The sequence below is a fragment of the Burkholderia sp. BC1 genome, from assembly GCF_052683555.1.
In genome coordinates, this window is the sequence record NZ_JBQYLP010000028.1 from 57,974 (window position 1) to 79,994 (window position 22,021).

The 22,021-nt window shown below is 68.1% G+C and carries 25 protein-coding genes; 11 read left to right on the forward strand and 14 right to left on the reverse strand.

The window, feature by feature from the left end; genetic code table 11:
• Positions 1-42: 42 nt before the first annotated feature.
• Both ACSHSS_RS15875 and ACSHSS_RS15880 read right to left on the reverse strand, forming a co-directional pair.
• Positions 43-555, reverse strand: a complete 513-nt coding sequence (locus ACSHSS_RS15875) for an acyl-CoA thioesterase (protein WP_006400680.1) — start codon at positions 553-555, stop codon at positions 43-45.
• An 80-nt stretch (positions 556-635) separates the two neighbouring features.
• Positions 636-767, reverse strand: coding sequence for a hypothetical protein (locus ACSHSS_RS15880; protein ID WP_276536007.1), 132 nt, complete (start codon positions 765-767; stop codon positions 636-638).
• 212 nt (positions 768-979) lie between these two features.
• On the opposite strand from ACSHSS_RS15880, the gene ACSHSS_RS15885 reads away from it, so the two are divergent.
• Entirely contained in the window at positions 980-1,687 is a 708-nt protein-coding gene (locus ACSHSS_RS15885; protein WP_445545208.1) for an ArsR/SmtB family transcription factor, read from the forward strand.
• Between the two features lie 160 nt (positions 1,688-1,847).
• Positions 1,848-4,421 (forward strand): DUF6600 domain-containing protein, encoded by a 2,574-nt coding sequence (locus ACSHSS_RS15890; protein ID WP_445545209.1) that lies wholly within the window; start codon positions 1,848-1,850, stop codon positions 4,419-4,421.
• A gap of 96 nt (positions 4,422-4,517) precedes the next feature.
• On the opposite strand, the gene ACSHSS_RS15895 is transcribed toward ACSHSS_RS15890, so the two are convergent.
• Together ACSHSS_RS15895 and ACSHSS_RS15900 are read right to left on the reverse strand one after the other, a co-directional pair.
• Positions 4,518-5,489, reverse strand: coding sequence for a thymidylate synthase (locus tag ACSHSS_RS15895; protein WP_006400684.1), 972 nt, complete (start codon positions 5,487-5,489; stop codon positions 4,518-4,520).
• A 41-nt stretch (positions 5,490-5,530) separates the two neighbouring features.
• Positions 5,531-6,919 carry a sigma 54-interacting transcriptional regulator gene (locus tag ACSHSS_RS15900; protein ID WP_445545210.1) on the reverse strand — a complete coding sequence of 463 codons (1,389 nt, stop codon included), beginning with the start codon at positions 6,917-6,919 and terminating at the stop codon, positions 5,531-5,533.
• Between the two features lie 473 nt (positions 6,920-7,392).
• Here ACSHSS_RS15900 and ACSHSS_RS15905 point away from each other — a divergent pair, with 473 nt between their 5' ends.
• Positions 7,393-7,713, forward strand: coding sequence for a hypothetical protein (locus ACSHSS_RS15905; protein ID WP_445545211.1), 321 nt, complete (start codon positions 7,393-7,395; stop codon positions 7,711-7,713).
• 29 nt (positions 7,714-7,742) lie between these two features.
• Here ACSHSS_RS15905 and ACSHSS_RS15910 read toward each other — a convergent pair whose 3' ends face one another.
• Entirely contained in the window at positions 7,743-7,940 is a 198-nt protein-coding gene (locus ACSHSS_RS15910) for a hypothetical protein (RefSeq protein WP_175795081.1), read from the reverse strand.
• Between ACSHSS_RS15910 and ACSHSS_RS15915 the strand changes: the two genes are divergently transcribed.
• Positions 7,939-8,439, forward strand: a complete 501-nt coding sequence (locus ACSHSS_RS15915; protein ID WP_006400688.1) for a dihydrofolate reductase — start codon at positions 7,939-7,941, stop codon at positions 8,437-8,439. The two genes, ACSHSS_RS15910 and ACSHSS_RS15915, sit on opposite strands and share 2 nt — an antisense overlap.
• 90 nt (positions 8,440-8,529) lie before the next feature.
• Here the strand turns inward: ACSHSS_RS15915 and pmbA are convergent, their stop codons facing one another.
• Complete coding sequence (gene pmbA / locus ACSHSS_RS15920) at positions 8,530-9,900, reverse strand: metalloprotease PmbA (RefSeq protein ID WP_006406224.1); 1,371 nt, start codon at positions 9,898-9,900, stop codon at positions 8,530-8,532.
• Positions 9,901-10,028: 128 nt separating this feature from the next.
• On the opposite strand from pmbA, the gene yjgA reads away from it, so the two are divergent.
• The gene (gene yjgA / locus ACSHSS_RS15925; RefSeq protein ID WP_006414361.1) at positions 10,029-10,631 is read left to right on the forward strand and encodes a ribosome biogenesis factor YjgA; all 603 of its coding nucleotides are present in this window, start codon (positions 10,029-10,031) and stop codon (positions 10,629-10,631) included.
• Positions 10,615-11,232 carry a molybdopterin adenylyltransferase gene (gene mog, locus ACSHSS_RS15930; protein ID WP_006414341.1) on the forward strand — a complete coding sequence of 206 codons (618 nt, stop codon included), beginning with the start codon at positions 10,615-10,617 and terminating at the stop codon, positions 11,230-11,232. The genes yjgA and mog overlap by 17 nt, the downstream gene beginning before the upstream one ends.
• Before the next feature lie 16 nt (positions 11,233-11,248).
• On the opposite strand, the gene orn is transcribed toward mog, so the two are convergent.
• Complete coding sequence (gene orn / locus ACSHSS_RS15935; RefSeq protein WP_105773201.1) at positions 11,249-11,884, reverse strand: oligoribonuclease; 636 nt, start codon at positions 11,882-11,884, stop codon at positions 11,249-11,251.
• Between the two features lie 117 nt (positions 11,885-12,001).
• Here orn and ACSHSS_RS15940 point away from each other — a divergent pair, with 117 nt between their 5' ends.
• The 3 genes from ACSHSS_RS15940 (at position 12,002) to ACSHSS_RS15950 (ending at position 14,579) form a co-directional block, all read left to right on the forward strand.
• Positions 12,002-13,261, forward strand: coding sequence for a M48 family metallopeptidase (locus tag ACSHSS_RS15940; protein WP_445545212.1), 1,260 nt, complete (start codon positions 12,002-12,004; stop codon positions 13,259-13,261).
• A complete protein-coding gene (gene rsgA / locus ACSHSS_RS15945; RefSeq protein ID WP_445545213.1) occupies positions 13,258-14,199 on the forward strand; it encodes a ribosome small subunit-dependent GTPase A in 942 nt (313 codons plus the stop codon). Before ACSHSS_RS15940 ends, rsgA begins: the two co-directional genes overlap by 4 nt.
• Positions 14,200-14,261: 62 nt before the next feature.
• The gene (locus ACSHSS_RS15950; protein WP_217061149.1) at positions 14,262-14,579 is read left to right on the forward strand and encodes a putative signal transducing protein; all 318 of its coding nucleotides are present in this window, start codon (positions 14,262-14,264) and stop codon (positions 14,577-14,579) included.
• A 72-nt stretch (positions 14,580-14,651) separates the two neighbouring features.
• Here the strand turns inward: ACSHSS_RS15950 and ACSHSS_RS15955 are convergent, their stop codons facing one another.
• The 6 genes from ACSHSS_RS15955 to rpsP all read right to left on the reverse strand — a co-directional run bounded on the left by ACSHSS_RS15955 (position 14,652) and on the right by rpsP (position 18,775).
• Positions 14,652-15,590, reverse strand: coding sequence for a CobD/CbiB family protein (locus tag ACSHSS_RS15955; RefSeq protein ID WP_012213825.1), 939 nt, complete (start codon positions 15,588-15,590; stop codon positions 14,652-14,654).
• 120 nt (positions 15,591-15,710) lie between these two features.
• Positions 15,711-16,397, reverse strand: coding sequence for a CoA pyrophosphatase (locus tag ACSHSS_RS15960; protein ID WP_012213826.1), 687 nt, complete (start codon positions 16,395-16,397; stop codon positions 15,711-15,713).
• Between the two features lie 87 nt (positions 16,398-16,484).
• Positions 16,485-16,877, reverse strand: a complete 393-nt coding sequence (rplS, locus tag ACSHSS_RS15965; protein WP_006400699.1) for a 50S ribosomal protein L19 — start codon at positions 16,875-16,877, stop codon at positions 16,485-16,487.
• Positions 16,878-17,010: 133 nt separating this feature from the next.
• Complete coding sequence (trmD, locus tag ACSHSS_RS15970) at positions 17,011-17,805, reverse strand: tRNA (guanosine(37)-N1)-methyltransferase TrmD (RefSeq protein WP_006414358.1); 795 nt, start codon at positions 17,803-17,805, stop codon at positions 17,011-17,013.
• A gap of 1 nt (position 17,806) precedes the next feature.
• On the reverse strand, positions 17,807-18,478 hold the full coding sequence (gene rimM / locus ACSHSS_RS15975) for a ribosome maturation factor RimM (protein ID WP_253575856.1): 672 nt from the start codon (positions 18,476-18,478) through the stop codon (positions 17,807-17,809).
• Positions 18,479-18,520: 42 nt separating this feature from the next.
• Positions 18,521-18,775, reverse strand: coding sequence for a 30S ribosomal protein S16 (gene rpsP / locus ACSHSS_RS15980; protein ID WP_006400702.1), 255 nt, complete (start codon positions 18,773-18,775; stop codon positions 18,521-18,523).
• 155 nt (positions 18,776-18,930) lie between these two features.
• Between rpsP and ACSHSS_RS15985 the strand changes: the two genes are divergently transcribed.
• Positions 18,931-20,082 carry a PQQ-dependent sugar dehydrogenase gene (locus tag ACSHSS_RS15985; RefSeq protein WP_445545214.1) on the forward strand — a complete coding sequence of 384 codons (1,152 nt, stop codon included), beginning with the start codon at positions 18,931-18,933 and terminating at the stop codon, positions 20,080-20,082.
• A 109-nt stretch (positions 20,083-20,191) separates the two neighbouring features.
• Entirely contained in the window at positions 20,192-20,659 is a 468-nt protein-coding gene (locus ACSHSS_RS15990; RefSeq protein WP_105841194.1) for an NINE protein, read from the forward strand.
• A gap of 37 nt (positions 20,660-20,696) precedes the next feature.
• Here the strand turns inward: ACSHSS_RS15990 and ACSHSS_RS15995 are convergent, their stop codons facing one another.
• The gene (locus ACSHSS_RS15995; protein ID WP_176035476.1) at positions 20,697-21,875 is read right to left on the reverse strand and encodes a PA0069 family radical SAM protein; all 1,179 of its coding nucleotides are present in this window, start codon (positions 21,873-21,875) and stop codon (positions 20,697-20,699) included.
• Positions 21,876-22,021: the final 146 nt, after the last annotated feature.

The window sequence follows — 22,021 nt, forward strand, 5'->3', positions numbered from 1 at the left end:
GCGCGGCGCGATGCAAACGGGGGCGCACGCGCCCCCGCGTCGTCACACTTCGCCCTTCGCGACCTCTTCCGGCTTCATCTCGACGATCTTGTCGAGTGCCGCGCGCACGTCCATCGCGTATTTCGCGAGACGCTTCTGCTCGTCGGTTTCGGGCACGAACGTCGGCACCGGCAGCGGATTGCCGTTCTCGTCGACGGCCACGAACACGACGAGACAATCGGTCGTCTGACGCAGTACGCCGCCCTTCGGATCGCCGGCATGCACGGACACGTGAATGTGCATGCTGGTGCGCCCGGTCGCGACGACACGCGCCTTCAGCTCGACGAGATTGCCGACGAGGATCGGACGCTGAAAGCGGATGTTGCCGACGCTGACCGTCACGCAGTAGCGGCTCGACCAGACCGCCGCGCATGCATACGCGACCTCGTCGATCCATTTCATCAGCGCGCCGCCGTGCACCTTGCCGCCGAAGTTCACGGACGACGGTTCGGCGAGGAAGCGGAATACGGTTTCGTTGCGGTCGAGGGGAGCCGGAACGGGGGACGAGTGGGACATCGTTTAACTCCAGGCAACAGCGGCGCTGTAACGGCGCGATTATACGTTGCACTGCGACAACGCGCCGCGCCACGCAGCCCTCAATAGCGGACCGTCACGCCCTGATCGATCGTCCCGTACATTTCCAGGCTGCCGCCTTGCTCGGCGGCGCCGCCCTGCGCGCACGCGGCGCACACGAGCGCGGCCGCCAGCAGACAGAAAAACGTCTTCATCGTTGCATCGTGTCGGATCGCGGCGGCCCGCTGCCGCCGCGTTCGCCCATTCTACGCGCGGCGCGGCTGCCGCTGCGGATCCGCGCCGCGCCGGTCGACCGCTGTCGGCGGCTGTGCCGCTGCGTCGGGCCGCATCGACATTTCAGCCGGGCCCGAAACATCGAGTGCCGGCAGCGCCTACACTGCGAATCATTCCCGGACGAGAGACGACGATGAGCGACCACGACGATCACCATTTTCCGGGCCTGAACCGCATCGGCGCGCTGCTGGCCGACCCGGGCCGCGCGGCGATGCTGTGGGCGCTGATGGCCGGCAGCGCGCGGCCGGCCGGCGAACTGACGCTGATCGCGGGGCTGTCGCCGTCCGCGGCCAGTGCGCATCTCGCGCGGCTGACCGAAGGCGGCCTGCTCGCCCTCGAGGTGCGCGGCCGGCACCGCTACTACCGGCTCGCCTCGGCCGACATCGCGGCATCGCTCGAAGCGCTCGCGAACGTCGCGCGCGCGGCCGCGCCGCACCGGCCGGTGCCGCCGCCCTCGCGCACGGTGCCGGCCGAGCTGCGCTACGCGCGCACCTGCTACGACCACATGGCGGGCGAACTCGCGGTGCGCATCTTCGACAGTCTGAACGCGCGCGGCTGGCTGCACGCAAACGGCGACGCGATCGAGACGACCGAACTCGGCGCGCAGGCGCTCGCGCGCTGGGGCATCGACGTCGCGCAGCAGCGCGCGCGGCGGCGCCGCTTCGCGTGCGAGTGCCTGGACTGGAGCGAGCGCCGCGCGCATCTGGGCGGCGCGCTCGGCGCCGCGATGCTCGACAGCTTCTGCGCGCACGGCTGGGTCGAGCGCACCTCGCGCCCGCGCGTGCTGCGCGTGACGGTGCCCGGACAACAGGCGCTCGACGCCTGGCTGACGACCGGCTGACGCGCACATTGCAGGCGCACGACAACGAGGCGCGATGGACAGGTTTTGTTACATCGCCGCCGATCGGACTTACAAAACGCCGCGCACTGAAACAGGTCGAGCGGATATCGTGAATCGAGCGGCACGAATCGACGTGCCGACATCACGACCATCGCTCACCATGGCATTCCTGTTCGCGCCCAAGCGCACCACGCGCGTCACGCTATTCGCCGTCGCGGCGCTCGCCGCGCTGCCGCCCGTTTTCGCGCAGACGGCCGCACCCGCACCGTATGCGGCGGCTGCGCAGCCGTCCGCCGGCGACCCGCCCGGTCGCGTCGCGCGGCTCAACTATCTGTCCGGCGCGGTGACGACCGAGCCGGCCGGCACCGACGCATGGTCGTATGCGGCGGTGAACCGGCCGCTCACGACCGGCGATCAGCTCTGGAACGATGCGGGCGCCCGCTCGGAGCTCCACATCGGCTCGACCGCGGTGCGGCTCGGCGCCTCGACGAGCCTGTCGGTGCTGAACCTCGACGATTCGACGACGCAGCTGAAGGTCGGCCTCGGCACGCTCTCAACGCACGTGCGCGCGCTGCCGGCCGGCACGTCGTACGAAATCGATACGCCGAACCTCGCGCTCGGCATCACGGCGCCGGGCGATTACCGCGTCGACGTCGCGCCCGACGGCGCAAGCACGACCGTCACGGTGCGCAGCGGCAGCGCGACCGTCTACGGCAGCAACGGCCAATATCCGCTCTCCGCCGGGCAACAGGCCGTGTTTACCGGCACCGACCTGCAGATCGCGCAGCAGTCGGCCGCGCCGCCGCCCGACGCGCTCGACCGGTGGGCCGCGGGCCGCGACGCGGCCGAGGACCGGTCGGTGTCGGCCCGCTACGTGTCGCGCGACATCCCCGGCTATCAGGACCTCGACGCGAACGGCACGTGGCGCGACACGCCGGCGTACGGCCCCGTCTGGATGCCGAACGACACGCCGGCCGACTGGGCGCCATATCACGACGGTCACTGGATCTGGCAGGCGCCATGGGGCTGGACCTGGGTCGACGACGCGCCGTGGGGCTTCGCGCCCTATCACTACTGGCGCTGGGCCTACGTCGACGATCGCTGGGCGTGGGTGCCGGGGCCGACGGCCGTCAGCGCGCCGCCTGCCTATGCGCCGGCGCTCGTCGCGTTCGTCGGCGGCGGCGACGGGCCCGACTGGAGCGTCGCGCTGACGGTCGGCGGCGTCGCCGCGGCCGGCTGCGCGTGGTTCGCGCTCGGGCCGGGCGAGCCGTGGCATCCGGCCTGGGGCGGCTGGAGTCCGCACTACTACGAACGCGTGAACCGGAACATCGTCGTGAACCGGATCACCGTGAACAACACCGTGAACGTGACGAACGTGCACAACACGTACGTCAATTTCGGCGCGCCGCATGCGATCGCCGCCGTGCCCGCGACCGCGTTCGTGCACGGCCAGCCGGTCGCGCGCTTTGCGCAGCACGTCGATCCGCGGCAATGGCGCAATGCGCACGTGGTGCCCGGCACGCCGGGCATTGCGCCGGTGCGGCAAAGCTTCACGGGCGGCCTGCGTACCGCGAGCTATCGGCCGCCCGCCGCGATCGGACAGCATCCGTTCGTCGCGACGCGCAATCCGGCCGTACCGGCCGCGTATCGCGATCTGGCGGCCGCGCATCTGGCGCGCAGGGGCGAACACGTGCCGGGCGCCGGCACGCCGATCGCGAAGACGAGCGTGCCGCCCGATTACGCGGCGCGGCCCGTGCGCGTGCCGGGCGCCGCGCACACGGGCGCATGGGCGATGCGCAACGTGCAACTCGTGAATCCGCACGGTCCGCTCGTGCATCCGGCGCCGCGCAACGCGACGGCGGCGCCGATGCCGCCTCAGGCGGGACGGCCCGGTGTGCCGGGCGCCGTTGCATTCGTCGGACCGCATGGACCGAACGCATCGAACGGACCGAACGGCGCGAGACCGGCGGTCGACGGACGCGCCATGCCGCCTGCGGCGAACGGCGCCGCCGCGCACGCGCCCGGCAACGCGCAGGCGCGCGCAGCGCTCGCCGGCGCTGGAGCGGTCCCGCATCCGCCCGCGACAGCGGCGGGCGTGATCGACGCCGCGCATGGCGGACAGCCCACCGCTGCGCGGCAGGAGCCCGCGTGGATGCAGCCGCATACGCCGCTCGCGCGTCAGCGCCCGACTCCGGCGCCGGCCGCTACGGCTGCGCTGCCGGGCGCGGGCGAGCACGCGACGCCGCCGATACACGGCGTCACGCAGCCGCCTCAGGCGCAGCGTGTGCCCGACGCGCGTCAGGCGCCAGAGCAGTCGATCACGCGGCGCGAAGCCCCGCGCACGTCAACGCAACCGCCGCTTCAAACGGCGCAGATCCCGCAACCGCGCCCCGACTTCCGTGAACCGGCCCGTCACGCGCAGCCCCAGCCGCAGCCGGAACGCGCCGTGCCGGCACCGCGACCGCAGCGCGAATTCGCGCAACCGGCGCCGCACCACGAAGCCGCCCCGCCGCGCGCGAACGAATTCCGGCCGCCTGCGGTGCCGCGCGAGATGCCGCGCCCGCAGCCGCCTGCACCGCGCATGGAATCGCATCCGCCGATGCCTGCACCGCATGTCGAACAGCGCGCGCCGATGCCCGCACCGCATATCGAGCCGCGTCCGCAGCCGGCCCCGCACGCGGAGGCGCCGCATCCCGCCAACCCGCCGCACGGCGACGAACAGCGCCGACACTGAGTGGCGCGCCCGCCCAAACGACGAAGGCCCGACCGGCATACACCGGTCGGGCCTTCGTCATTGCCGCGCGGAACGGCCGAGCCGGCTGCGGGGCCGTCAGACCGCCATCGGCGCGGTCAGCGGCTCATGGTGCCGGTAGCCGACCAGCGAGAAATCCGACGGCTCGACGCGTTCGAGCCATTCCGGCTCGTAGACGCCAGTCTTCGCGTATTCCGGCACGCGATCGGCGATCACGAGCCGCGGGCTTTCGTACGGCTCGCGCTTGAGCTGCTGCTGCAGCATGTCGAGCTGATTCTCGTAGATATGCGCATCGCCGATGAAGTAGGTGAACCAGCGCGGCGTATAGCCCGTCAACCGGCCGACGAGCGACAGCAGCGCCGCGCCTTCGGTCAGATTGAACGGCGTGCCGAGCCCGACGTCGTTGCTGCGGATATAGAGGCACAGCGAGATTTCGCGCTTCGCGACGTTCGGCAGGAACTGGTACAGCAGATGGCAGGCCGGCAGCGCGATCTGGTCGAGGACGGCCGGATTCCACGCATGAAACAGAATGCGTCGATCGGCGGGATTCTCCATGATCGTGTCGAGACACTGACGCAGCTGATCGATCGCCTTGTACAGCAGCACCTTCTGCGCGCCGTCCTCGTCGAAGCGCGTGACGATCCGGAAGCCGCGGCGCTGCGCGTCGGCGAGCTGCGCGTCCGCGTGCGCGTCGAGCACCTTGTAGCCCGGCCACTGGCGCCACTGCACGCCGTAGACGTCGCCCAGATCGTCGACGCCCTGCCGGTACGGATTCGCGAGCCATTGCGCGTTCTCGTTCGCGTTGGCGTCCCAGACCTTGCAGCCGAGCGCGCGGAAATCGGCCGCGCTGCGCGATGCGCGCAGAAAGCCGATCAGCTCGCCGATCGCGGACTTGAACGCCAGTTTCTTCGTCGTGACGGCCGGGAAGCCCTGCTGCAGGTCGAACCGCAACATCGCGCCCGGCATGCTGATGGTGCGGATGCCCGTGCGGTTCTCCTGCCAGGTGCCGGTGTCGAGGATGGTGCGAACGAGGTCGAGATACTGTTTCATGCGGGTTCCTTCGGCCGCGAGGGCGGCCGTACCCGCAGATTTTAGCAAGCGTGGCGAGGAAGCTCCGGCGGCGGCGGCGAAAGCGGCGCGAGCGTGTCGCCGCGGTCGCGCATCCCGTGCGCACACATCAGCCGATACAGCGTCACGCGCGACACGCCCAGTTCGCGCGCGGCGTCCGCGAAACGGCCGCGATGCCGCAGCAGCGCCTGCTCGATCGCCTGCCGCTCGGCCGCTTCGCGCGCCTCGACGAGCGACACCGGCGCGAGCGCCGCATAGTCGTTCAGCTCGAGATCGGCCGCCGTGATCGTCCGGCCTTCCGACATCACGATCGCGCGCCGCACGCGGTTGATCAGCTCGCGCACGTTGCCGGGCCACGCATAGCCGTACAGCGCCGCGATCGCATCGGGCGAGAACCCGCGCAGGCGACGATGCGCGTCGCCCTTGAAACGCTCGAGCATGTGGCGCGCGAGCACCTCGATATCGCGGCCGCGCGCGCGCAGCGGCGGTTCCTCGATCTTCAGCACGCAGAGACGATGAAACAGATCCTCGCGGAACCGGCCTTCGCGCAGCGCTGTCTCCATGTCGACGTGCGTCGCGCAGATCACGCGCACGTCGACCGGCACCGACGCATGCGCGCCGAGCCGTTCGATCTTCCCTTCCTGCAGGAAGCGCAGCAGGCTCGCCTGGCTCTCGAGCGGCAGATCGCCGATCTCGTCGAGAAACAGCGTGCCGCTGTTCGCGGCTTCGACACGCCCGATCTTGCGCTGGTTCGCGCCCGTGAATGCGCCGCGCTCGTAGCCGAACAGTTCGGCCTGCAGCAGCGTCGCCGGAATCGCGCCGCAATTGATCGCGACGAACGGCGCGTGCGCACGCGCCGAGCGTTCGTGAATCGCAACGGCCGTGAGTTCCTTGCCGGTACCCGATTCGCCGGAAATGAAAACCGGCGCGTCGGTCATCGCGACGCGCCGGATCGTCTTGAACAACGCGAGCATCGCGTCGCACGTGCCGACCATCTCGCCTTCGCCGCGCCCGCCGGACGCGACCGGATCGCTCAGTGCAATCATGCCGTGCGCATGCCCGACCGTTTCCACGATGCGCGCGGTCTCGTACGGCATCGTCACATAGTCGAAACAGTAATCGCGGATCACATGCCGCAGCATCGGGTCCTGCAGCTGGCCGCGACACGTGGCCGCGATCCAGCCGACGTGCTGGATGCTCAGGCACGACTCCAGCTCGCGCAGCTCCGCGGGCTTGAAGCCCGGCGAGAAATCGAGGAATCCTGCGGTGGCGACGCCCTGTTGCACGACGCGCCGTACGTCGCGTACGGTCTCCGCGAGATCGACGCGCCAGCCGCAGTCGTCGAAATGACCGCGCAATGCGTCGTCCGGCTCGCGCGAATAATAGATCACATGCCGCTGCTCGGCTCCCATATGCTCACCCCGTTCGTCCACCGTGTAACGATTGCCGCGCACGCACGTCACGTGCGAAAAATTCGAATCGGGCCCGGCCCGATGCGCGGCAACAGCAGGCCTCGCATAATGGCGCTTGTCTGGCGTCCAGATCGTTGTTGTCGGATGGTCTCCGTTACAGCCGTCGAACGGCATGCAGCCGTGTCGGCGCATGTGTCGATCCGGCCGACTGCTCAGGATTTCGATCGATCAATCATCTGCACATAGCACATGCGCAGTGAAGCGTTCGACATCGACACACGCGCCGATTGTCGTCCCGGATGCGCAGCGATTGAATCCGCAGTATTCCGGAGCCCCGTCGTTTCACGACTGAAACATTTTTCGCGCTTCTTCCCGCGTCATTCGCGACACGCGTACGCGCATGCCCGTCGCGACAACGCTCTCGCCGCGATGGCATGCATTTCGCTGAATAGCGAATAACAGGGAGAGCGGCCATGCAAAAACGCCTTTTACATTCTTTCATTCCGCTCGCGATTGCCGCCGCGTATGCGTTCGCACCCGCGCACGCGGACGAAAGCGCGCGCCCCGCACACGACACCTGGCGACGTGACGCGGCGCCCGGCATGCCGACACACGACGGCGCGGGGATCATCGCGGTGTCGGCGCCGCGGCCGGTGCCGGCCGGCAAGATCTCGGTGACGCTTTGGGATGAAATCGGGCCGCCCGCGCCGTTGCCGACGCCGCTGCCCGCGCCGCAGCCGTCCGACGTCCAGCACGCGATGCATGAAGGTGCGGAAAGCAACGTGCACCAATGAAACGTCGGCGCCGATTGCACGGCAGTCGATCAGGATTGCGTATCGATCGTCTGTCCGGTATCGGCAACACGATCGATCGACATCGCCACCTCGGCGATGCAACGGTTTCGAGCCCGTCCCCCGGCGGGCATTTTTTTGTCCGCACGCAGGCGCAGCGCGCCGCGAGGAGGCGCGCCCGTTCCGGTAGAATCGGCGCCATTCCGGTTCTTCCTCTCTCCGACCTTCATGACGACGTTGACCCTGATCGTCGCGCGCGCCCGCAACGGCATCATCGGCCGCGACAACCAGCTGCCCTGGAAACTTCCCGAAGACCTCGCGTTCTTCAAGCGCACGACGATGGGCGCGCCGATCGTGATGGGACGCAAGACGCACGAGTCGATCGGCCGTCCGCTGCCGGGCCGCCGCAACATCGTCGTCACGCGCGACGCGTCGCGCCGCTTCGACGGCTGCGACACCGTCACGTCGCTTGCCGATGCGCTCGCGCTCGCCGCGCGCGACGGTGCCGCGGAAGCATTCCTGATCGGCGGCGCGCAACTGTATGCGGAAGGCCTCGCCCAGGCGGACAAGCTGATCGTCACCGAGATCGATGCCGATTTCGAAGGCGACGCATCGTTTCCGGCGCCCGATCCCGCCCAGTGGCAGGAAGTGTCGCGCGATGCGCATCAGGCTGCCGCGCCGAACACGTTCGGTTACGCATTCGTCGTCTACGCACGCAAGCGCGGCTGATACGTACCGCCCCATGAAAAAAACCGACCGGCTCGCGCCGATCGGTTTTTTTTCGTCCGAGCGCGCCGCCGACGCGGCGCAGTGCCGTGCTTACTGGCCGGCGATCGTCATCTGCTCGATCAGCACCGAGCCGGTTTCCTTCGTGCCGCGCACGATCGAATCCGCCCCGATCGCGACGATGTGCCGAAACATTTCCTGCAGCGTGCTCGCGACCGTGATCTCCTCGACCGGGTACTGGATCACACCGTTCTCGACCCAGAAGCCCGCCGCGCCGCGCGAATAATCGCCGGTCACGTAGTTCACGCCCTGCCCCATCAGTTCGGTCAGCAGCAGACCCGTGCCGAGCTTCTTCAGCATTGCGTCGAAATCGTCGCCCGGCTGCGTGTTCGAGCTGCGCAGCGCGAGGTTGTGCGAGCCGCCGGCGTTGCCGGTGGTCTGCGTGCCGAGCTTGCGCGCCGAATACGTCGACAGGAAATAGCCTTCGACGACGCCGTCCTTCACGACGCTGCGCGAGCGCGTGCGCACGCCCTCTTCGTCGAACGGCGCGCTGCCCATCGCGCGCGGCACGTGCGGATCCTCGACGATCTGCACGTGCGGCGCGAACACCGGCTTGCCGAGGCTGTCGACGAGGAACGACGTCTTCCGGTACAGCGCGCCGCCGCTCACTGCCTGCACGAACGCGCCGAGCAGACCGGCCGCGAGCGGTGCTTCGAACAGCACGGGCACCTTGCGCGTGTCGAGGCGACGCGCACCCATGCGTGCGAGCGCACGCTCCGCGGCATAGCGGCCCACCGCTTCCGGCGCGGCGAGGTCGGCCGCGCTGCGCTTCGACGTGTACCAGTCGTCGCGCTGCATGTGACGGCCGCTGCCCGCGATCGGCGCGCACGCGATGTAGTGACGCGAGTACGGATAGCCGCCGAGGAAGCCGCGCGACGTCGCGAGCACGAACTGCGAATGCTGCGCGGACACGCTCGCGCCTTCCGAATTGCGGATCTGCGGGCTGACCGCGAACGCGGCGTCTTCCGCGCGGCGCGCGATGTCGACGGCCTCGTCGGCCGACAGCGCCCACGGGTGATAGAGATCGAGATCGCGCGGATCGGTCTCGAGCAGCTCGGCTTCGGCGAGGCCGGCCGCGTCGTCCTCGGCCGTGAAGCGCGCGATGTTGTAGGCCGCGGCGACCGTATCCTTGATGGCGGCCGGCGAGAAATCGGACGTGCTCGCGTTGCCGCGCTTCTTGCCGATGAACACCGTCACGCCGACCATCTTGTCGCGATTGTGCTCAATCGTCTCGACCTCGCCGCGACGCACCGAGACGGACAGGCCGTCGCCTTCGGAGATTTCGGTCGCCGCGTCGGTCGCGCCGAGTGCCTTCGCATGGCGAAGGATGTCCGAGGCGATTTCTTTGAGCTGATCCTGCGTGTGCGGGAAGTAGCGCGCTTGTACGTCGAGATTGGCTGCCATCGTCGTGATATCCGGTGGCGGGCAGGCCGCCCGCATGGTCAAAATGTTGCGTATCCCGCGATCATAGCAAGGTCCGGGGCCGGATACCGACAAGCTGGGCGCATGCGCGCCGCGATACAATGCCGCCCATGAACCGCAAAACCCGAATCCAGCCGATCGAGCATGCCGACGACGACGTCGACAACGGCTACGATCGCCCCAGCAAATCCCAGTTGAAGCGCGAAATGCACGCGCTGCAGGAACTCGGCCAGGCGCTCGTCGACCTGCCGAAAGACGCGCTCAAGCGCATGCCGATGCCCGAAGACCTCGCGGACGCCGTCCGCGAGGCGCGCCGCATCACCGATCACGAAGGCAAGCGCCGCCAGCTGCAGTACGTCGGCCGCGTGATGCGCTCGCTGACCGACGACGAAACGGCCGCGCTGCGCACGGCACTCGACGCGCAGCGCGGCGTGAACAAGGCCGCGACCGCGCGGCTGCACTGGATCGAGCGCACGCGCGAGCGGCTGCTCGCCGACGACGCGGCGCTGACCGAATTCATTCGCCAATATCCGGACGCCGACGTGCAGGAAGGCCGCACGCTGATCCGCAACGCGCGCAAGGAAGCGCAGCTCGGCAAGCCGCCGCGCTACTTCCGCGAGCTGTTCCAGTGGATCAAGACCGCGAGCGGCACGCCCGACACCGACGATACGGCGTCCGACGAAGCCGGAGACGACGATGACGACGCAGCGTAATCATCCCGACGAGCTCGTGGTCGGCCTCGTGTCGATCAGCGACCGCGCCAGCACCGGCGTCTACGAAGACCAGGGCATTCCGGCGCTGCAGGCATGGCTCGGCACCGCGCTGACCTCGCCGTGGCGCGCGCACACGCGCCTGATCCAGGACGACGCGGCGACGATCTCCGCGACGCTCGTGGAGCTCGTCGACGTCGCGCGCTGCGATCTCGTGTTGACAACCGGCGGCACGGGCCCCGCGCGTCGCGACGTGACGCCCGAGGCGACGCTGGCGGTGGCCACGAAGGAAATGCCGGGATTCGGCGAACAGATGCGGCAGATCAGCCTGAACTTCGTGCCGACCGCGATCCTGTCGCGGCAGGTCGCGGTGATCCGCGAGACGGCCGACCACGCGGCGCTGATCATCAACCTGCCCGGGCAGCCGAAGTCGATCCGCGAAACGCTCGAAGGGCTGCGCGATGCCGACGGCAAGTCGACCGTGCCCGGCATCTTTGCCGCGGTGCCCTACTGCATCGACCTGATCGGCGGGCCGTACATCGAGACCGACGCCGCGGTGGTCGCGGCGTTCCGCCCGAAAAGCGCGCAGCGCGCGCCGCGCTGAGCGCGTGCCGGCCCGCTCAGGCGGCGGGCGCCGACTCGCCCGCCGATGCGGCCGTGGAGGCTGCGGAAGCCGCCGGAATCAGGAAATGCTGGCGATAGTACTTGAGCTCGTCGATCGATTCGTGGATGTCGGCCAGCGCCGTATGCATCGCGCGCTTCTGGAACCCCTTGTAGATCGCCGGCTGCCAGCGGCGGCAGAGCTCCTTCAGCGTGCTGACGTCGAGGTTGCGGTAGTGGAAGAAGCGTTCGAGCTCCGGCATCCAGCGCGCCATGAAGCGGCGGTCCTGGCAGATCGAGTTGCCGCACATCGGCGACTTGCCGGGCGGCACGTATTGCGCGAGGAAGGCCTGCAGCTGCGCGGCGGCCTCCGCTTCGGTCACGGTCGATGCGCGCACGCGGTCGATCAGACCCGAGCGGCCGTGCGTCGACTTGTTCCAGTCGTCCATCTTCGCGAGCGTTTCGTCGCTCTGGTGGATCGCGAACACGGGACCTTCGACGGCGATCTCGAGCGTGGAGTTGGTCACGACGACCGCGATCTCGATGATGCGGTCGTTATCCGGGTCGAGGCCCGTCATCTCCATGTCGAGCCAGACGAGGTTCAACTCGTTGCGCACGAGTGCGGGCTGGCTGGCGGAAGCGGCGGTATCGGTCATGAGTCATCCTGGAAAATGGCGGACGGCGCGCGGCGCCGTCCGGACGGCCGGCCTCGCCTCTGCGGGCGCCGTCCGCAAGAACATATAATTCTCGCATAGAACCCTTTGGCGCCTTCGATGTCACCCTTTTCGTTCACCCTGCTCTTCGCGTGCGCCGTGCTCGCGATGGTCGTCACCAAACTGTGGCTCGCGTCGCGGCAAATCCGCTTCGTCGCCGCGCATCGCGACCGCGTGCCCGCGCAGTTCGCCGCCAAGGTGCCGCTCGGCGCGCACCAGCGCGCGGCCGACTATACGGTCGAGCGCACGCGCCTGACGATGCTCGAGATCGTCGTCAGCGCGGCCGTGCTGGTCGCGCTCACGCTGCTGGGCGGCGTCGGCGCGCTCGACACGCTGCTGACCGGCTGGTTCGGGCGCGGCTACAGCCAGCAGGTCGCGCTCGTCGCCGTCGTGCTCGCGATCACCGGCGCGATTGACGTGCCGTTCGAGTATTACCGCCAGTTCGGGATCGAGCAGCGCTTCGGCTTCAACCGGATGACGAAGCGGCTGTTCTTCACCGACATGCTGAAGAACACGCTGCTCGGCGCCGTACTCGGGCTGCCGCTGCTGTTCGTCGTGCTGTGGCTGATGAACCAGGCCGGCAGCCTCTGGTGGCTGTGGGCGTGGCTCGTCTGGGTCGCGTTCCAGATGCTCGTGCTGCTGATCTATCCGACCTTCATCGCGCCGCTCTTCAACAAGTTCGAGCCGCTGACCGACGAAGCGCTGCGCGCGCGGATCGAATCGCTGATGAAGCGCTGCGGTTTCGCCGCGAAAGGCCTGTTCGTGATGGACGGCAGCCGCCGCTCCGCGCACGGCAACGCCTACTTCACGGGCTTCGGCGCATCGAAGCGGATCGTGTTCTTCGATACGCTGCTGGCGCGGCTGTCCGGACAGGAAATCGAGGCGGTGCTCGCGCACGAACTCGGCCATTTCAAGCGGCGCCACGTGATGAAGCGCATGCTCGTGTCGTTCGTGCTGAGCCTTGCGCTGCTCGCGCTGCTCGGCTGGCTCGCGCAGCGCACGTGGTTCTACACGGGGCTCGGCGTGATCCCGTCGCTCGATTCGAGCAATGCAGGCGTCGCGCTCGTGCTGTTCTTCCTCGCGATTCCCGTGTTCCTGTTCTTCGCGACGCCGTTCGGCAGCCTCACGTCGCGCAAGCACGAGTTCGAGGCCGACGCGTTCGCGGCCAGCCAGACCGATGCGCAGGACCTCGTCAGCGCGCTCGTGAAGCTGTACGAGGACAACGCGTCGACGCTGACGCCCGACCCCGTCTACACGGCCTTCTACTACTCGCATCCGCCCGCGTCGCAGCGGATCGACCGTCTGCTGCAGCAAGCATGAGCCGGCCGACCTCCCGCAAGCCGGCCGCGCGCGCATCGGGCGCCGAACGTGTCGAAGGCCGCGTGATCGCGGCGCACGGCCGCCACTACATCGTCGCGCCCGACGACGGCGGCCCGATGCTCCAGTGCTTTCCGCGCGGCAAGAAGAGCGACGTCGCGGTCGGCGATCGCATCGTCTACGAACGCACGTCGGCCGATCAGGGCGTGATCGTCGAGATCGGCGAGCGGCGCAACCTGCTGTATCGGTCGGACCAGTTCAAGTCGAAGCTGTTCGCCGCGAACCTCGACCAGCTGCTGATCGTGCTCGCGACCGAACCGTACTTCAGCGAGGATCTGCTCGGGCGCGCGCTGATCGCGGCCGAGGCCAACGAGCTCAAGCCGATCGTCGTGCTGAACAAGATCGACGTCGAGGCCGCGCTGCCCGTCGCGCGCGAGCGGCTCGCACCGTACCGCGCGCTCGGCTACGAGGTGCTCGAGCTGTCGGTCAAAGGCGCGCCGGACGATGCGCGCGCGCAACTGATGCCGCATCTGGCCGGCCATTCGACGATCCTGCTCGGTCAGTCGGGGATGGGCAAATCAACGCTCGTCAATCTGCTCGTGCCGGAAGCCGAAGCCGCGACGCGCGAGATCTCCGCTGCGCTGAACAGCGGCCGCCACACGACGACGTTCACGCGCCTCTATCCGCTGCCGGGCGGCGGCACGCTGATCGATTCGCCCGGTTTCCAGGAGTTCGGCCTGTACCATCTGACCGAAGGCCGGCTCGAACGCGCGTTTCCGGAATTCCGTCCGCTGCTCGCACACTGCCGTTTCTATAATTGCCATCATCTGCACGAGCCCGGCTGCGCGATCCTCGAAGCCGTCGCCGACGGCCGCATCGCGCCGTCACGGCATGCGCTGTACGCGCAGCTCGTTCACGAGGCGAGCCAGGTCGTGCGTTGACGGCATCACGCCGGCCGCACGCGGCCGGCGCGCTACCCTTTCTCGCCATCCGAGGAGCCGCGATGCGTTTCAAGGCACCCGATCTCGCCACCGCGCAGCACTGGGTGAACGTCCTCGAGGCGGCCGGGATCGGCTGCGAGCTGCACAACCGCTATGCGACCGGCGCACTCGGCGGCATTCCGGTCGACGCGTGCGCGCCCGAGCTATGGCTCGACGACGAACGCGACGACGCGCTCGCGCGCCGGCTGCTCGACGCCGCGTCGCGCGGCCCGGCGGCCGGCGCGGCGCCATGGCGATGCAGGCAGTGCGGCGAGGCGCTCGAAGCGCAATTCACCGCGTGCTGGCATTGCGGCACCGTGCGCGATCCGCGCGACGACTGATCGGCATCACGGCAAAAGCAAAAAGGCCGGCATCCAGCCGGCCTTTCGCACATGCATGACGCGACGAACGCGTCACGATACCCACACCGCGAGCGTCAGCATCAGCAGCAAGATCATCCACAGGATCACCGCGCGCCATACGAGGCCGACGGCCGATTGCAGCGTGCGCGGCGTGCAGTCGTCGCCGACCGACAGCGGACCGCTGTCGCCGACCGCCAGCGCATCGAGGCTCGACGGCTCCGCGAGCGGTCCGGCGAGCCGCGCGCCGAGCGCGCCGCTGCCCGCGGCGAGCAGCACGCCGTCGTTCGGATCGGGCCACTGGCGCGTATGGTTGCGCCAGGCGTAGATGGCATCCTCGAAGTTGCCGACGATCGCGAAACCGAGTGCGGTGAGCCGCGACGGAATCCAGTCGATCACGAAGAACGCGCGCTGCGCGAACGTCGAAAATGCGGCCGTGCGATCCTCGCCGGGCGTCGCCCAGCTGCGCGCGAGATATTCGGAGATCCGGTAGAGCACCGCGCCGGCCGGGCCGATCGGCAGCACGTACCAGAAGAACACGCCGAACACGTGACGATGCGATGCGACCACCGCATGGATCAGCGTATGACGGACGATTTCGCCGACCGGCATGTCGACGGTGTCGATGCCCGTCCACTCGTGCAGGATTTCGCGCGCGCGCGGCACGTCGTCGTTGTTGAGCGCGAGATGGATGTCGGTGAAGTAGTGGCTGAACTGACGGAAGCCGAGCGTGAAATACACGACGGCGACGTTCCAAAGGAACGCGAGCACGAAGCTCACCTTGTACAGCAGGAAGTAGATCAGTGCGACGACCAGCACCCACGGCAGCACGACCGCGAGCCACGCGAGGATGCCGTGCTTCTGCTTGCCGGCGTCGAGCCCATGCGCAACGGTTTCCGCGTGAAACTGGAACAGCGCGAACACCGGATTGCTCGGCGACAACGCGCGGACCTGTTCGATGATGAGGGCGAGAAGAACCGAGAAGAAAGTCATGCGTGGCGCCGTCTTCGGAGTTATGTCATTTTTGGCGTAACGATAGCACAGCGTAAGCCACGGATGGCTTCCGGCGCCGCCGCGGCGCGCGCGGCCGCACGCGCGACGCGATGCGCCGTGTCAGCCGGCGGCCAAGAAGCGATACAGATTGCGCAACATGCCCGCAGTTGCGCCCCAGATGAAGTAATGGCCGCCCGCCTCGCCGTTCGGATAAGGCATCGCAAAAAAACGACGTTCTCCGCCGTCCCAGCGGAACACGCGCACTTGATGATTGGCGGGATTCATCAGGAACGCGAGCGGCACCTCGAAGATCTCGGCGACTTCGAACGTGTCGGCCTGCACGGTAAACGGCGGATGCACGAGGCCGACCACCGGCGTGACGCAGAAGCCGGTGCCCGTCAGGTAGTCGGGCAGCGCGCCGAGGATCTCGACGCGCTCGTGCGCGAGGCCGATCTCTTCCTTCGCCTCGCGCAGCGCAGTGGCCGTCGCATCGCGATCGTAGGGCTCGCGGCGACCGCCGGGGAAGCTGATTTGCCCGGCGTGGTCGTTCAGGTGATCGGCGCGCTGCGTCAGCAGCACGGTGAGGCCCGTGTCGCGCGCGACGAGCGGCACGAGCACCGCGGCGCTGCGCGGATCGACGCCTTCCTGCAGCCGCGCCTCCGCAGGCTCGACGCTCCATTCGAGCGTACGGGCAAAGCGCTCGCGCAGGCCGGACGGCGTCAGCAGCGGCGGCTGGATCGGCGGCAGGCCGGCGCCGGTGCCTTCGACGGGCAATACTTCGGGATCGATGATCGGACGGCGATTCAATGGCGCTCTCGGTTTCGTGTCGTATCGAGCATATTGTCGCGCCAGAATGAAAAAAGCACCCGGGTGGGTGCTTTTTCCTTACAGCTCTTACTCTTGGGATGCTGCTGCAGCGCGATCCTTCGACACCAGCTTTTCCTTGATTCGAGCCGACTTGCCCGAACGCTCGCGCAGGTAGTACAGCTTCGCACGACGCACGTCGCCGCGGCGCTTCACGACGATGCTCGCCAGCAGCGGCGAGTACGTCTGGAACGTACGCTCGACGCCTTCGCCCGACGAGATCTTGCGGACGATGAACGACGAGTTCAGACCACGGTTGCGCTTCGCGATCACGACGCCTTCGTAAGCCTGAACGCGCTTGCGGTTACCTTCAACCACGTTCACGTTCACGATCACCGTGTCGCCCGGGGCGAATTCGGGGATCGTCTTGCCTGCGAGCGCGCGCTCGATTTCTTCCTGCTCAAGTTTTGCGATCAGATTCATCACTGACTCCTAAAGCCATCGTGTCGGCGTTTGCGCCCGCCTGCTTCCAGGCCTGGCCCCGATAGAGGATGGATTCACATCAGGCGCCGCACACGCATGTACGGCACCGCCATTTCCCGCCCGCGATGCCGCCTCAGGAGGCGTCCTTCGCTTCGCGTGCGAGGTTCGCAAGCCATGCCTCGTCGGCACGGCTCAGCAACTTCTCGCGGCGCGCCCGGACGATCAGGTCCGGCCGCTTCCGCCATGTGTTTCTCAATGCTTCCTGGCGCCGCCACCGCTCGATTTCGGCATGATGTCCGCCGAGCAGCACGTCCGGCACGCGCATGCCCTCGTACTCCTCGGGACGCGTGTAGTGCGGACAATCGAGCAGGCCGTCGACGAAGCTGTCCTGCACGGCCGACTGCGCATCGTTGAGCACGCCCGGCAGCAGTCGCACGACTGCGTCCATCATCGCCATTGCCGGCAGTTCGCCACCCGACAGCACGAAATCGCCGAGACTGATTTCCTCGTCGACGCAGCGGTCGAGCAGCCGTTGATCGATCGCCTCGTAACGGCCGCACAGCACGACGACGCCGGGCTCCTGCGCCATTCGCGTCACACGTTCGTGCGTGAGCGGCGCGCCCTGCGGCGACATCATCACGACGCGCGTGCTCGTGATGCCCTGCTCCGCCTGCGCCGCCTTCGCGGCGCCGATCGCGGCCTCGAGCGGCCTGGCCAGCATCACCATGCCCGGACCGCCGCCGTACGGACGATCGTCGACCGTGCGGTAGTTGTCCGTCGTGAAATCACGCGGGTTCCAGGTACGCAGCCCGAAGCGCCCCTGCTTCACGGCCCGGCTGGTGATACCCCAGTCGGTCAGCGCGCGGAACATTTCGGGAAAGAGCGTGACGACATCGAACTGCACCGCGCGCTCCGTGACCTGGTTCATTTCAGTAATCGGCTTCCCAGTCGACGACGATGCGACGCGACGCCTGGTCTACCGTTTTGACATACACGCCGACGAACGGGATCAGCCGCTCGGCAGCCGCCGGGCGGCCATCCTTGCCGACCGACGGATACTCGACACGCATGATCGAATGCGCGCCGTTGTCGATCATCCCGACCACCTTGCCGAGCGTCGCCGACTGCTCGTTGACGACGTCGAGGCCGATCAGGTCGACCCAATAGAATTCGTCCGCGGCCAATGCCGGGAAATCTTCCCGGCGCACGAACACACGAAAGCCGCGCAGAGCCAGCGCGGCATCGCGGTCGCCTACGCCCGCGGGTTGCGCGACGACCGTGTCGCCGTGCGTCTTGGACTGCACGATACGCGCCGAAAACCGCTGCGTACCCTTTTCCAGCCACCAGCGACGCGCGCTGAGCAGCGCATCGCCACCGCGGCCGGCGTCGGCATGAGTCGCCACCTTGACCCAGCCCTTCAGGCCGTACGCGTCGACTACCGCGCCGACCTCGACTGCATCGTCGGGAAGCGCCTGCACCGCGTCGAGGCCGCCCTGTTCGGCAGCCGCGCCTGCGGGCGCACCGCGCTCGACCGGCTTGCGGACGAATGCGCCGAACGACGCCCGCCCGCGCCTTGCATTACCGGAATCGTGATCCGACATCAATACACCTCACAGCCGGCACGACCGGCACACCGCGCCATGTCAGGCAGCCGGCTGCGCCTTTTGCGCTTCCTTCACGAGACGCTGGACGGTCGGCGACAGTTGCGCGCCAACGCCTTGCCAGTACGTCAGACGATCTTGAGCGATACGCAGCGCTTCGCCCTTCGTCGCGACCGGGTTGTAGAAGCCGACGCGCTCGATGAAGCGGCCGTCACGACGGTTGCGCGAATCGGTAGCAACGATGTTGTAGAACGGGCGCTTCTTCGAGCCGCCGCGAGCCAGACGGATGATAACCATATGAAATCCTTCGGGAAAACCGGGTTCGAAACTACTGAAACACGCGATTATAGCCGGAAACTGGAGGTACAACAAACACTTACGCGCAAAAAATCCACGGACGGCCTGCGGGCGCGGCATACAATCGTCGTGTCAGCGACCGCTCCCGCGCCGCCATGCCGCTCTTTCGCGCCCTTCCGACGTGCCGCACGCCGCGCCCCCTCGTCGCGTTGCTCGTCGCGTTGCTCGCCGCCCTTGCCTGCTCGGTCGCAGCCGCCAGCGCCGCGGCGCGGCTGCCCGTCGAGGAACTCGTCGTGCCGCCCGGCTTCCACGTCGAGGTGCTTACCGACGCGGTGCCGAGCGCGCGCGAAATGGCGTGGTCGCCGCGCGGCGTGCTGTACGTCGGCACCCGCGAAGGCCGCGTGCATGCGTTCACGATGCAGGGCGGCCGGATCGGCGCGCACTACGTGATCGCGTCCGGGCTCGACATGCCGGTCGGCGTCGCATACCGCGACGGCGCACTCTATATCTCCGCCGTGTCGCGCATTCTACGCATCGACGGCATCGACGACCGGCTCGCGAAGCCGCCCGCGCCGGCCGTGCTCACCGACACGCTGCCCACCCAGCATCATCACGGCTGGAAATTCATCGCGTTCGGCCCCGACGGCAAGCTCTACGTGCCGACCGGCGCGCCGTGCAACGTCTGCCTCGCGGACCGCAACCGCTACGCGATCATCGCGCGGATGAACGCCGACGGCAGCGGCCGCGACGTGTTCGCGCGCGGCATACGCAATACGGTCGGCTTCGCATGGCATCCGGATACGGGCGAGCTCTGGTTTACCGACAACGGGCGCGACCTGATGGGCGACGACGTGCCGGACGACGAGCTGAACCGCGCGCCACGCGCCGGGCTCGACTTCGGCTTTCCCTACTGCCATGGCGGCGATACGCCCGACCCCGAATTCGGCAGCACCGACGTATGCCGCCGCTACGTTCCGCCCGTGCTGAAGCTCGGCGCGCACGTGGCCGCGCTCGGGATGCGCTTCTATACCGGGCCGATGTTTCCGGCGTCGTACCGCAACAACGTCTTCATCGCCGAGCATGGGTCATGGAACCGCAGCACCAAGGTGGGCTACCGCGTCATGCGCGCCATCGTTTCCGCGGACGGCAGCCACGCGCGGCAGACGCCGTTCGTCACGGGCTGGCTGCGACCGGACGGCAGCGTTTGGGGCCGCCCCGCCGACGTGCTGCCGCTGCCCGACGGTTCGCTGCTCGTCAGCGACGATTACGCGGGCGCGATCTACCGGATCACGTATGCGGCACCTTGACGCAGCGTGCGGATGACCGGCCCCGACCGGGCATCGTAGAATGCGTGCCGGGCCGTGCGCCCGCGCCGGCCTGCCGGCTGCCCATGCCAACGACAATACGCCGCCATCCATGTCCAGCAGCACCGCTTCGTCCCGCCGCTTCCGCTCCAAGACGCTCACCGCCGCCCTCGCCTTCCTGTTCGGTTCGCTCGGCGCGCACCGCTTCTATCTGTACGGCTTTCGCGACGTCTACGGCTGGGCGCACCTACTCGCGACGCTCGTCGGCATCCCCGGCTTCCTGCTGCTCGGGGCGACGCAGCGCAGCGCGACGCTCGGCTGGTGGCTCGCGGTGCCGGGCGCGATCTCGCTGCTGGCCGCGTTCCTCGCCGCGCTCGTCTACGGACTGCGGCCGGACGAGAAATGGGACGCGCAATTCAACGCCGGGACCGGCAAGCACAGCCGCTCGGGCTGGACCGTGATCTTCGTCGTGATCTTCTCGCTGCTGATCGGCGCGTTCCTGCTGATGACCGCGCTCGCGCTGTCGTTCCAGACGTATTTCGAAGCGCAGGTCGAAGCGGCGAAGCAGATTTCGCAATGAGCGGCGGTGTGCGGGCGCCGACCGCGTCGCGCACCGATCAGAACAGGCTCATCTGCACGTCGTCGCGCGCCGGTTGGGCGGGCGCCCTGCGCGTCGCGCGCGGCGCGGCCGCCACGCTCGGCGGCGCCGCACGAAACTGCGAGAGATCGAGAATGCCGTGCCGGCGTTCGTTCAGCCCGAGCCGCTTCACCGCCTGCCGAAACCGCTGTCGCAGCAGGTCGGCCCAGATGCCCTCGCCCTTCATCCGCTTCGCGAAATCGGAGTCGTAGTCCTTTCCGCCGCGCATGTCGCGCACGCGGTTCATCACGCGCTCCGCCCGATCGGGGAAATGCGCGGCCAGCCAGCTCTTGAACAGCGGCGCGACTTCCCACGGCAGCCGCAGAATGATGTAGCTCGCGTGCGTCGCGCCGGCTTCGGCGCACGCTTCGAGCACGCGCTCGAGATCGGGCTCGGTGACGAACGGAATCAGCGGTGCGATGCTCACGCCGACCGGCACGCCCGCGTCCCGCAGCGCGCGAATCGTGCGCAGCCGGCGCGCCGGCGTGGCCGCGCGCGGCTCGAGCGTGCGCGCCAGATCCGCATCGAGCGTCGTGATCGTGACCGCGGCCATCACCTGCCCGCGTTCGGCCATCGGCGCGAGCAGATCGAGATCGCGCTCGATCAGCGACGATTTCGTGATCGCCGCAAACGGCAGCCCGCGATCGTGCATCACCTCGATCACGCTGCGCGTGATCCGCAAGTCGCGCTCAACCGGCTGATAGGCGTCGGTGTTCACACCGAGCGCGATCGGCTCGGGCACATAGGACTTGCGCGAAATCTCGCGTTCGAGCAGTTCCGCCGCGTTGATCTTCGCGTAGATGCGGCTCTCGAAGTCCAGCCCCGGCGACAGCCCCAGATAGCTGTGCGTCGGCCGTGCGAAACAGTAAATGCAGCCATGTTCGCAGCCGCGATACGGATTGAGCGACACGCTGAACGGAATGTCGGGCGACTGATTGCGCGTCAGAATGCTCTTCGCGCGCTCCTCGAACACCTGCGTGCGCAGCGGCGCGGGCAGATCGGCATCGTCCGAGACGTGCGCCCAGCCGTCGTCGACGGCCTCGCGCAACGCGCTCTCGTACCGCCCCTGCAGATTGTCGACGGCGCCGCGCCCCTTCCGGGGCACCGGCGGCGCTATCGGAAATTCGTTGTCGGACCGATCGTCCATCTGCGCACCCATTCGCCTTCACCCGATACTGGATATTTATACAGTATCGGGTGAAGGCTGCCAAGTGCGCGATAAGGGGTCGGACGGCGGGGGTCGGACGGCGCGCCGCGCGCTTGTATGTTTAAGCCTGACCAGTACGGTAAAGTCTGAACGTAGCC

Bases quoted from the DNA above. Each gene is read 5' to 3' on its own strand.
- ACSHSS_RS15875 (WP_006400680.1), bottom strand. From the start codon at position 555: ATGTCCCACTCGTCCCCCGTTCCGGCTCCCCTCGACCGCAACGAAACC.
- ACSHSS_RS15880 (WP_276536007.1), bottom strand. From the start codon at position 767: ATGAAGACGTTTTTCTGTCTGCTGGCGGCCGCGCTCGTGTGCGCCGCG.
- ACSHSS_RS15885 (WP_445545208.1), top strand. From the start codon at position 980: ATGAGCGACCACGACGATCACCATTTTCCGGGCCTGAACCGCATCGGC.
- ACSHSS_RS15890 (WP_445545209.1), top strand. From the start codon at position 1,848: ATGGCATTCCTGTTCGCGCCCAAGCGCACCACGCGCGTCACGCTATTC.
- ACSHSS_RS15895 (WP_006400684.1), bottom strand. From the start codon at position 5,489: ATGAAACAGTATCTCGACCTCGTTCGCACCATCCTCGACACCGGCACC.
- ACSHSS_RS15900 (WP_445545210.1), bottom strand. From the start codon at position 6,919: ATGGGAGCCGAGCAGCGGCATGTGATCTATTATTCGCGCGAGCCGGAC.
- ACSHSS_RS15905 (WP_445545211.1), top strand. From the start codon at position 7,393: ATGCAAAAACGCCTTTTACATTCTTTCATTCCGCTCGCGATTGCCGCC.
- ACSHSS_RS15915 (WP_006400688.1), top strand. From the start codon at position 7,939: ATGACGACGTTGACCCTGATCGTCGCGCGCGCCCGCAACGGCATCATC.
- ACSHSS_RS15910 (WP_175795081.1), bottom strand. From the start codon at position 7,940: ATGAAGGTCGGAGAGAGGAAGAACCGGAATGGCGCCGATTCTACCGGA.
- pmbA (WP_006406224.1), bottom strand. From the start codon at position 9,900: ATGGCAGCCAATCTCGACGTACAAGCGCGCTACTTCCCGCACACGCAG.
- yjgA (WP_006414361.1), top strand. From the start codon at position 10,029: ATGAACCGCAAAACCCGAATCCAGCCGATCGAGCATGCCGACGACGAC.
- mog (WP_006414341.1), top strand. From the start codon at position 10,615: ATGACGACGCAGCGTAATCATCCCGACGAGCTCGTGGTCGGCCTCGTG.
- orn (WP_105773201.1), bottom strand. From the start codon at position 11,884: ATGACCGATACCGCCGCTTCCGCCAGCCAGCCCGCACTCGTGCGCAAC.
- ACSHSS_RS15940 (WP_445545212.1), top strand. From the start codon at position 12,002: ATGTCACCCTTTTCGTTCACCCTGCTCTTCGCGTGCGCCGTGCTCGCG.
- rsgA (WP_445545213.1), top strand. From the start codon at position 13,258: ATGAGCCGGCCGACCTCCCGCAAGCCGGCCGCGCGCGCATCGGGCGCC.
- ACSHSS_RS15950 (WP_217061149.1), top strand. From the start codon at position 14,262: ATGCGTTTCAAGGCACCCGATCTCGCCACCGCGCAGCACTGGGTGAAC.
- ACSHSS_RS15955 (WP_012213825.1), bottom strand. From the start codon at position 15,590: ATGACTTTCTTCTCGGTTCTTCTCGCCCTCATCATCGAACAGGTCCGC.
- rplS (WP_006400699.1), bottom strand. From the start codon at position 16,877: ATGAATCTGATCGCAAAACTTGAGCAGGAAGAAATCGAGCGCGCGCTC.
- trmD (WP_006414358.1), bottom strand. From the start codon at position 17,805: ATGAACCAGGTCACGGAGCGCGCGGTGCAGTTCGATGTCGTCACGCTC.
- rimM (WP_253575856.1), bottom strand. From the start codon at position 18,478: ATGTCGGATCACGATTCCGGTAATGCAAGGCGCGGGCGGGCGTCGTTC.
- rpsP (WP_006400702.1), bottom strand. From the start codon at position 18,775: ATGGTTATCATCCGTCTGGCTCGCGGCGGCTCGAAGAAGCGCCCGTTC.
- ACSHSS_RS15985 (WP_445545214.1), top strand. From the start codon at position 18,931: ATGCCGCTCTTTCGCGCCCTTCCGACGTGCCGCACGCCGCGCCCCCTC.
- ACSHSS_RS15990 (WP_105841194.1), top strand. From the start codon at position 20,192: ATGTCCAGCAGCACCGCTTCGTCCCGCCGCTTCCGCTCCAAGACGCTC.
- ACSHSS_RS15995 (WP_176035476.1), bottom strand. From the start codon at position 21,875: ATGGGTGCGCAGATGGACGATCGGTCCGACAACGAATTTCCGATAGCG.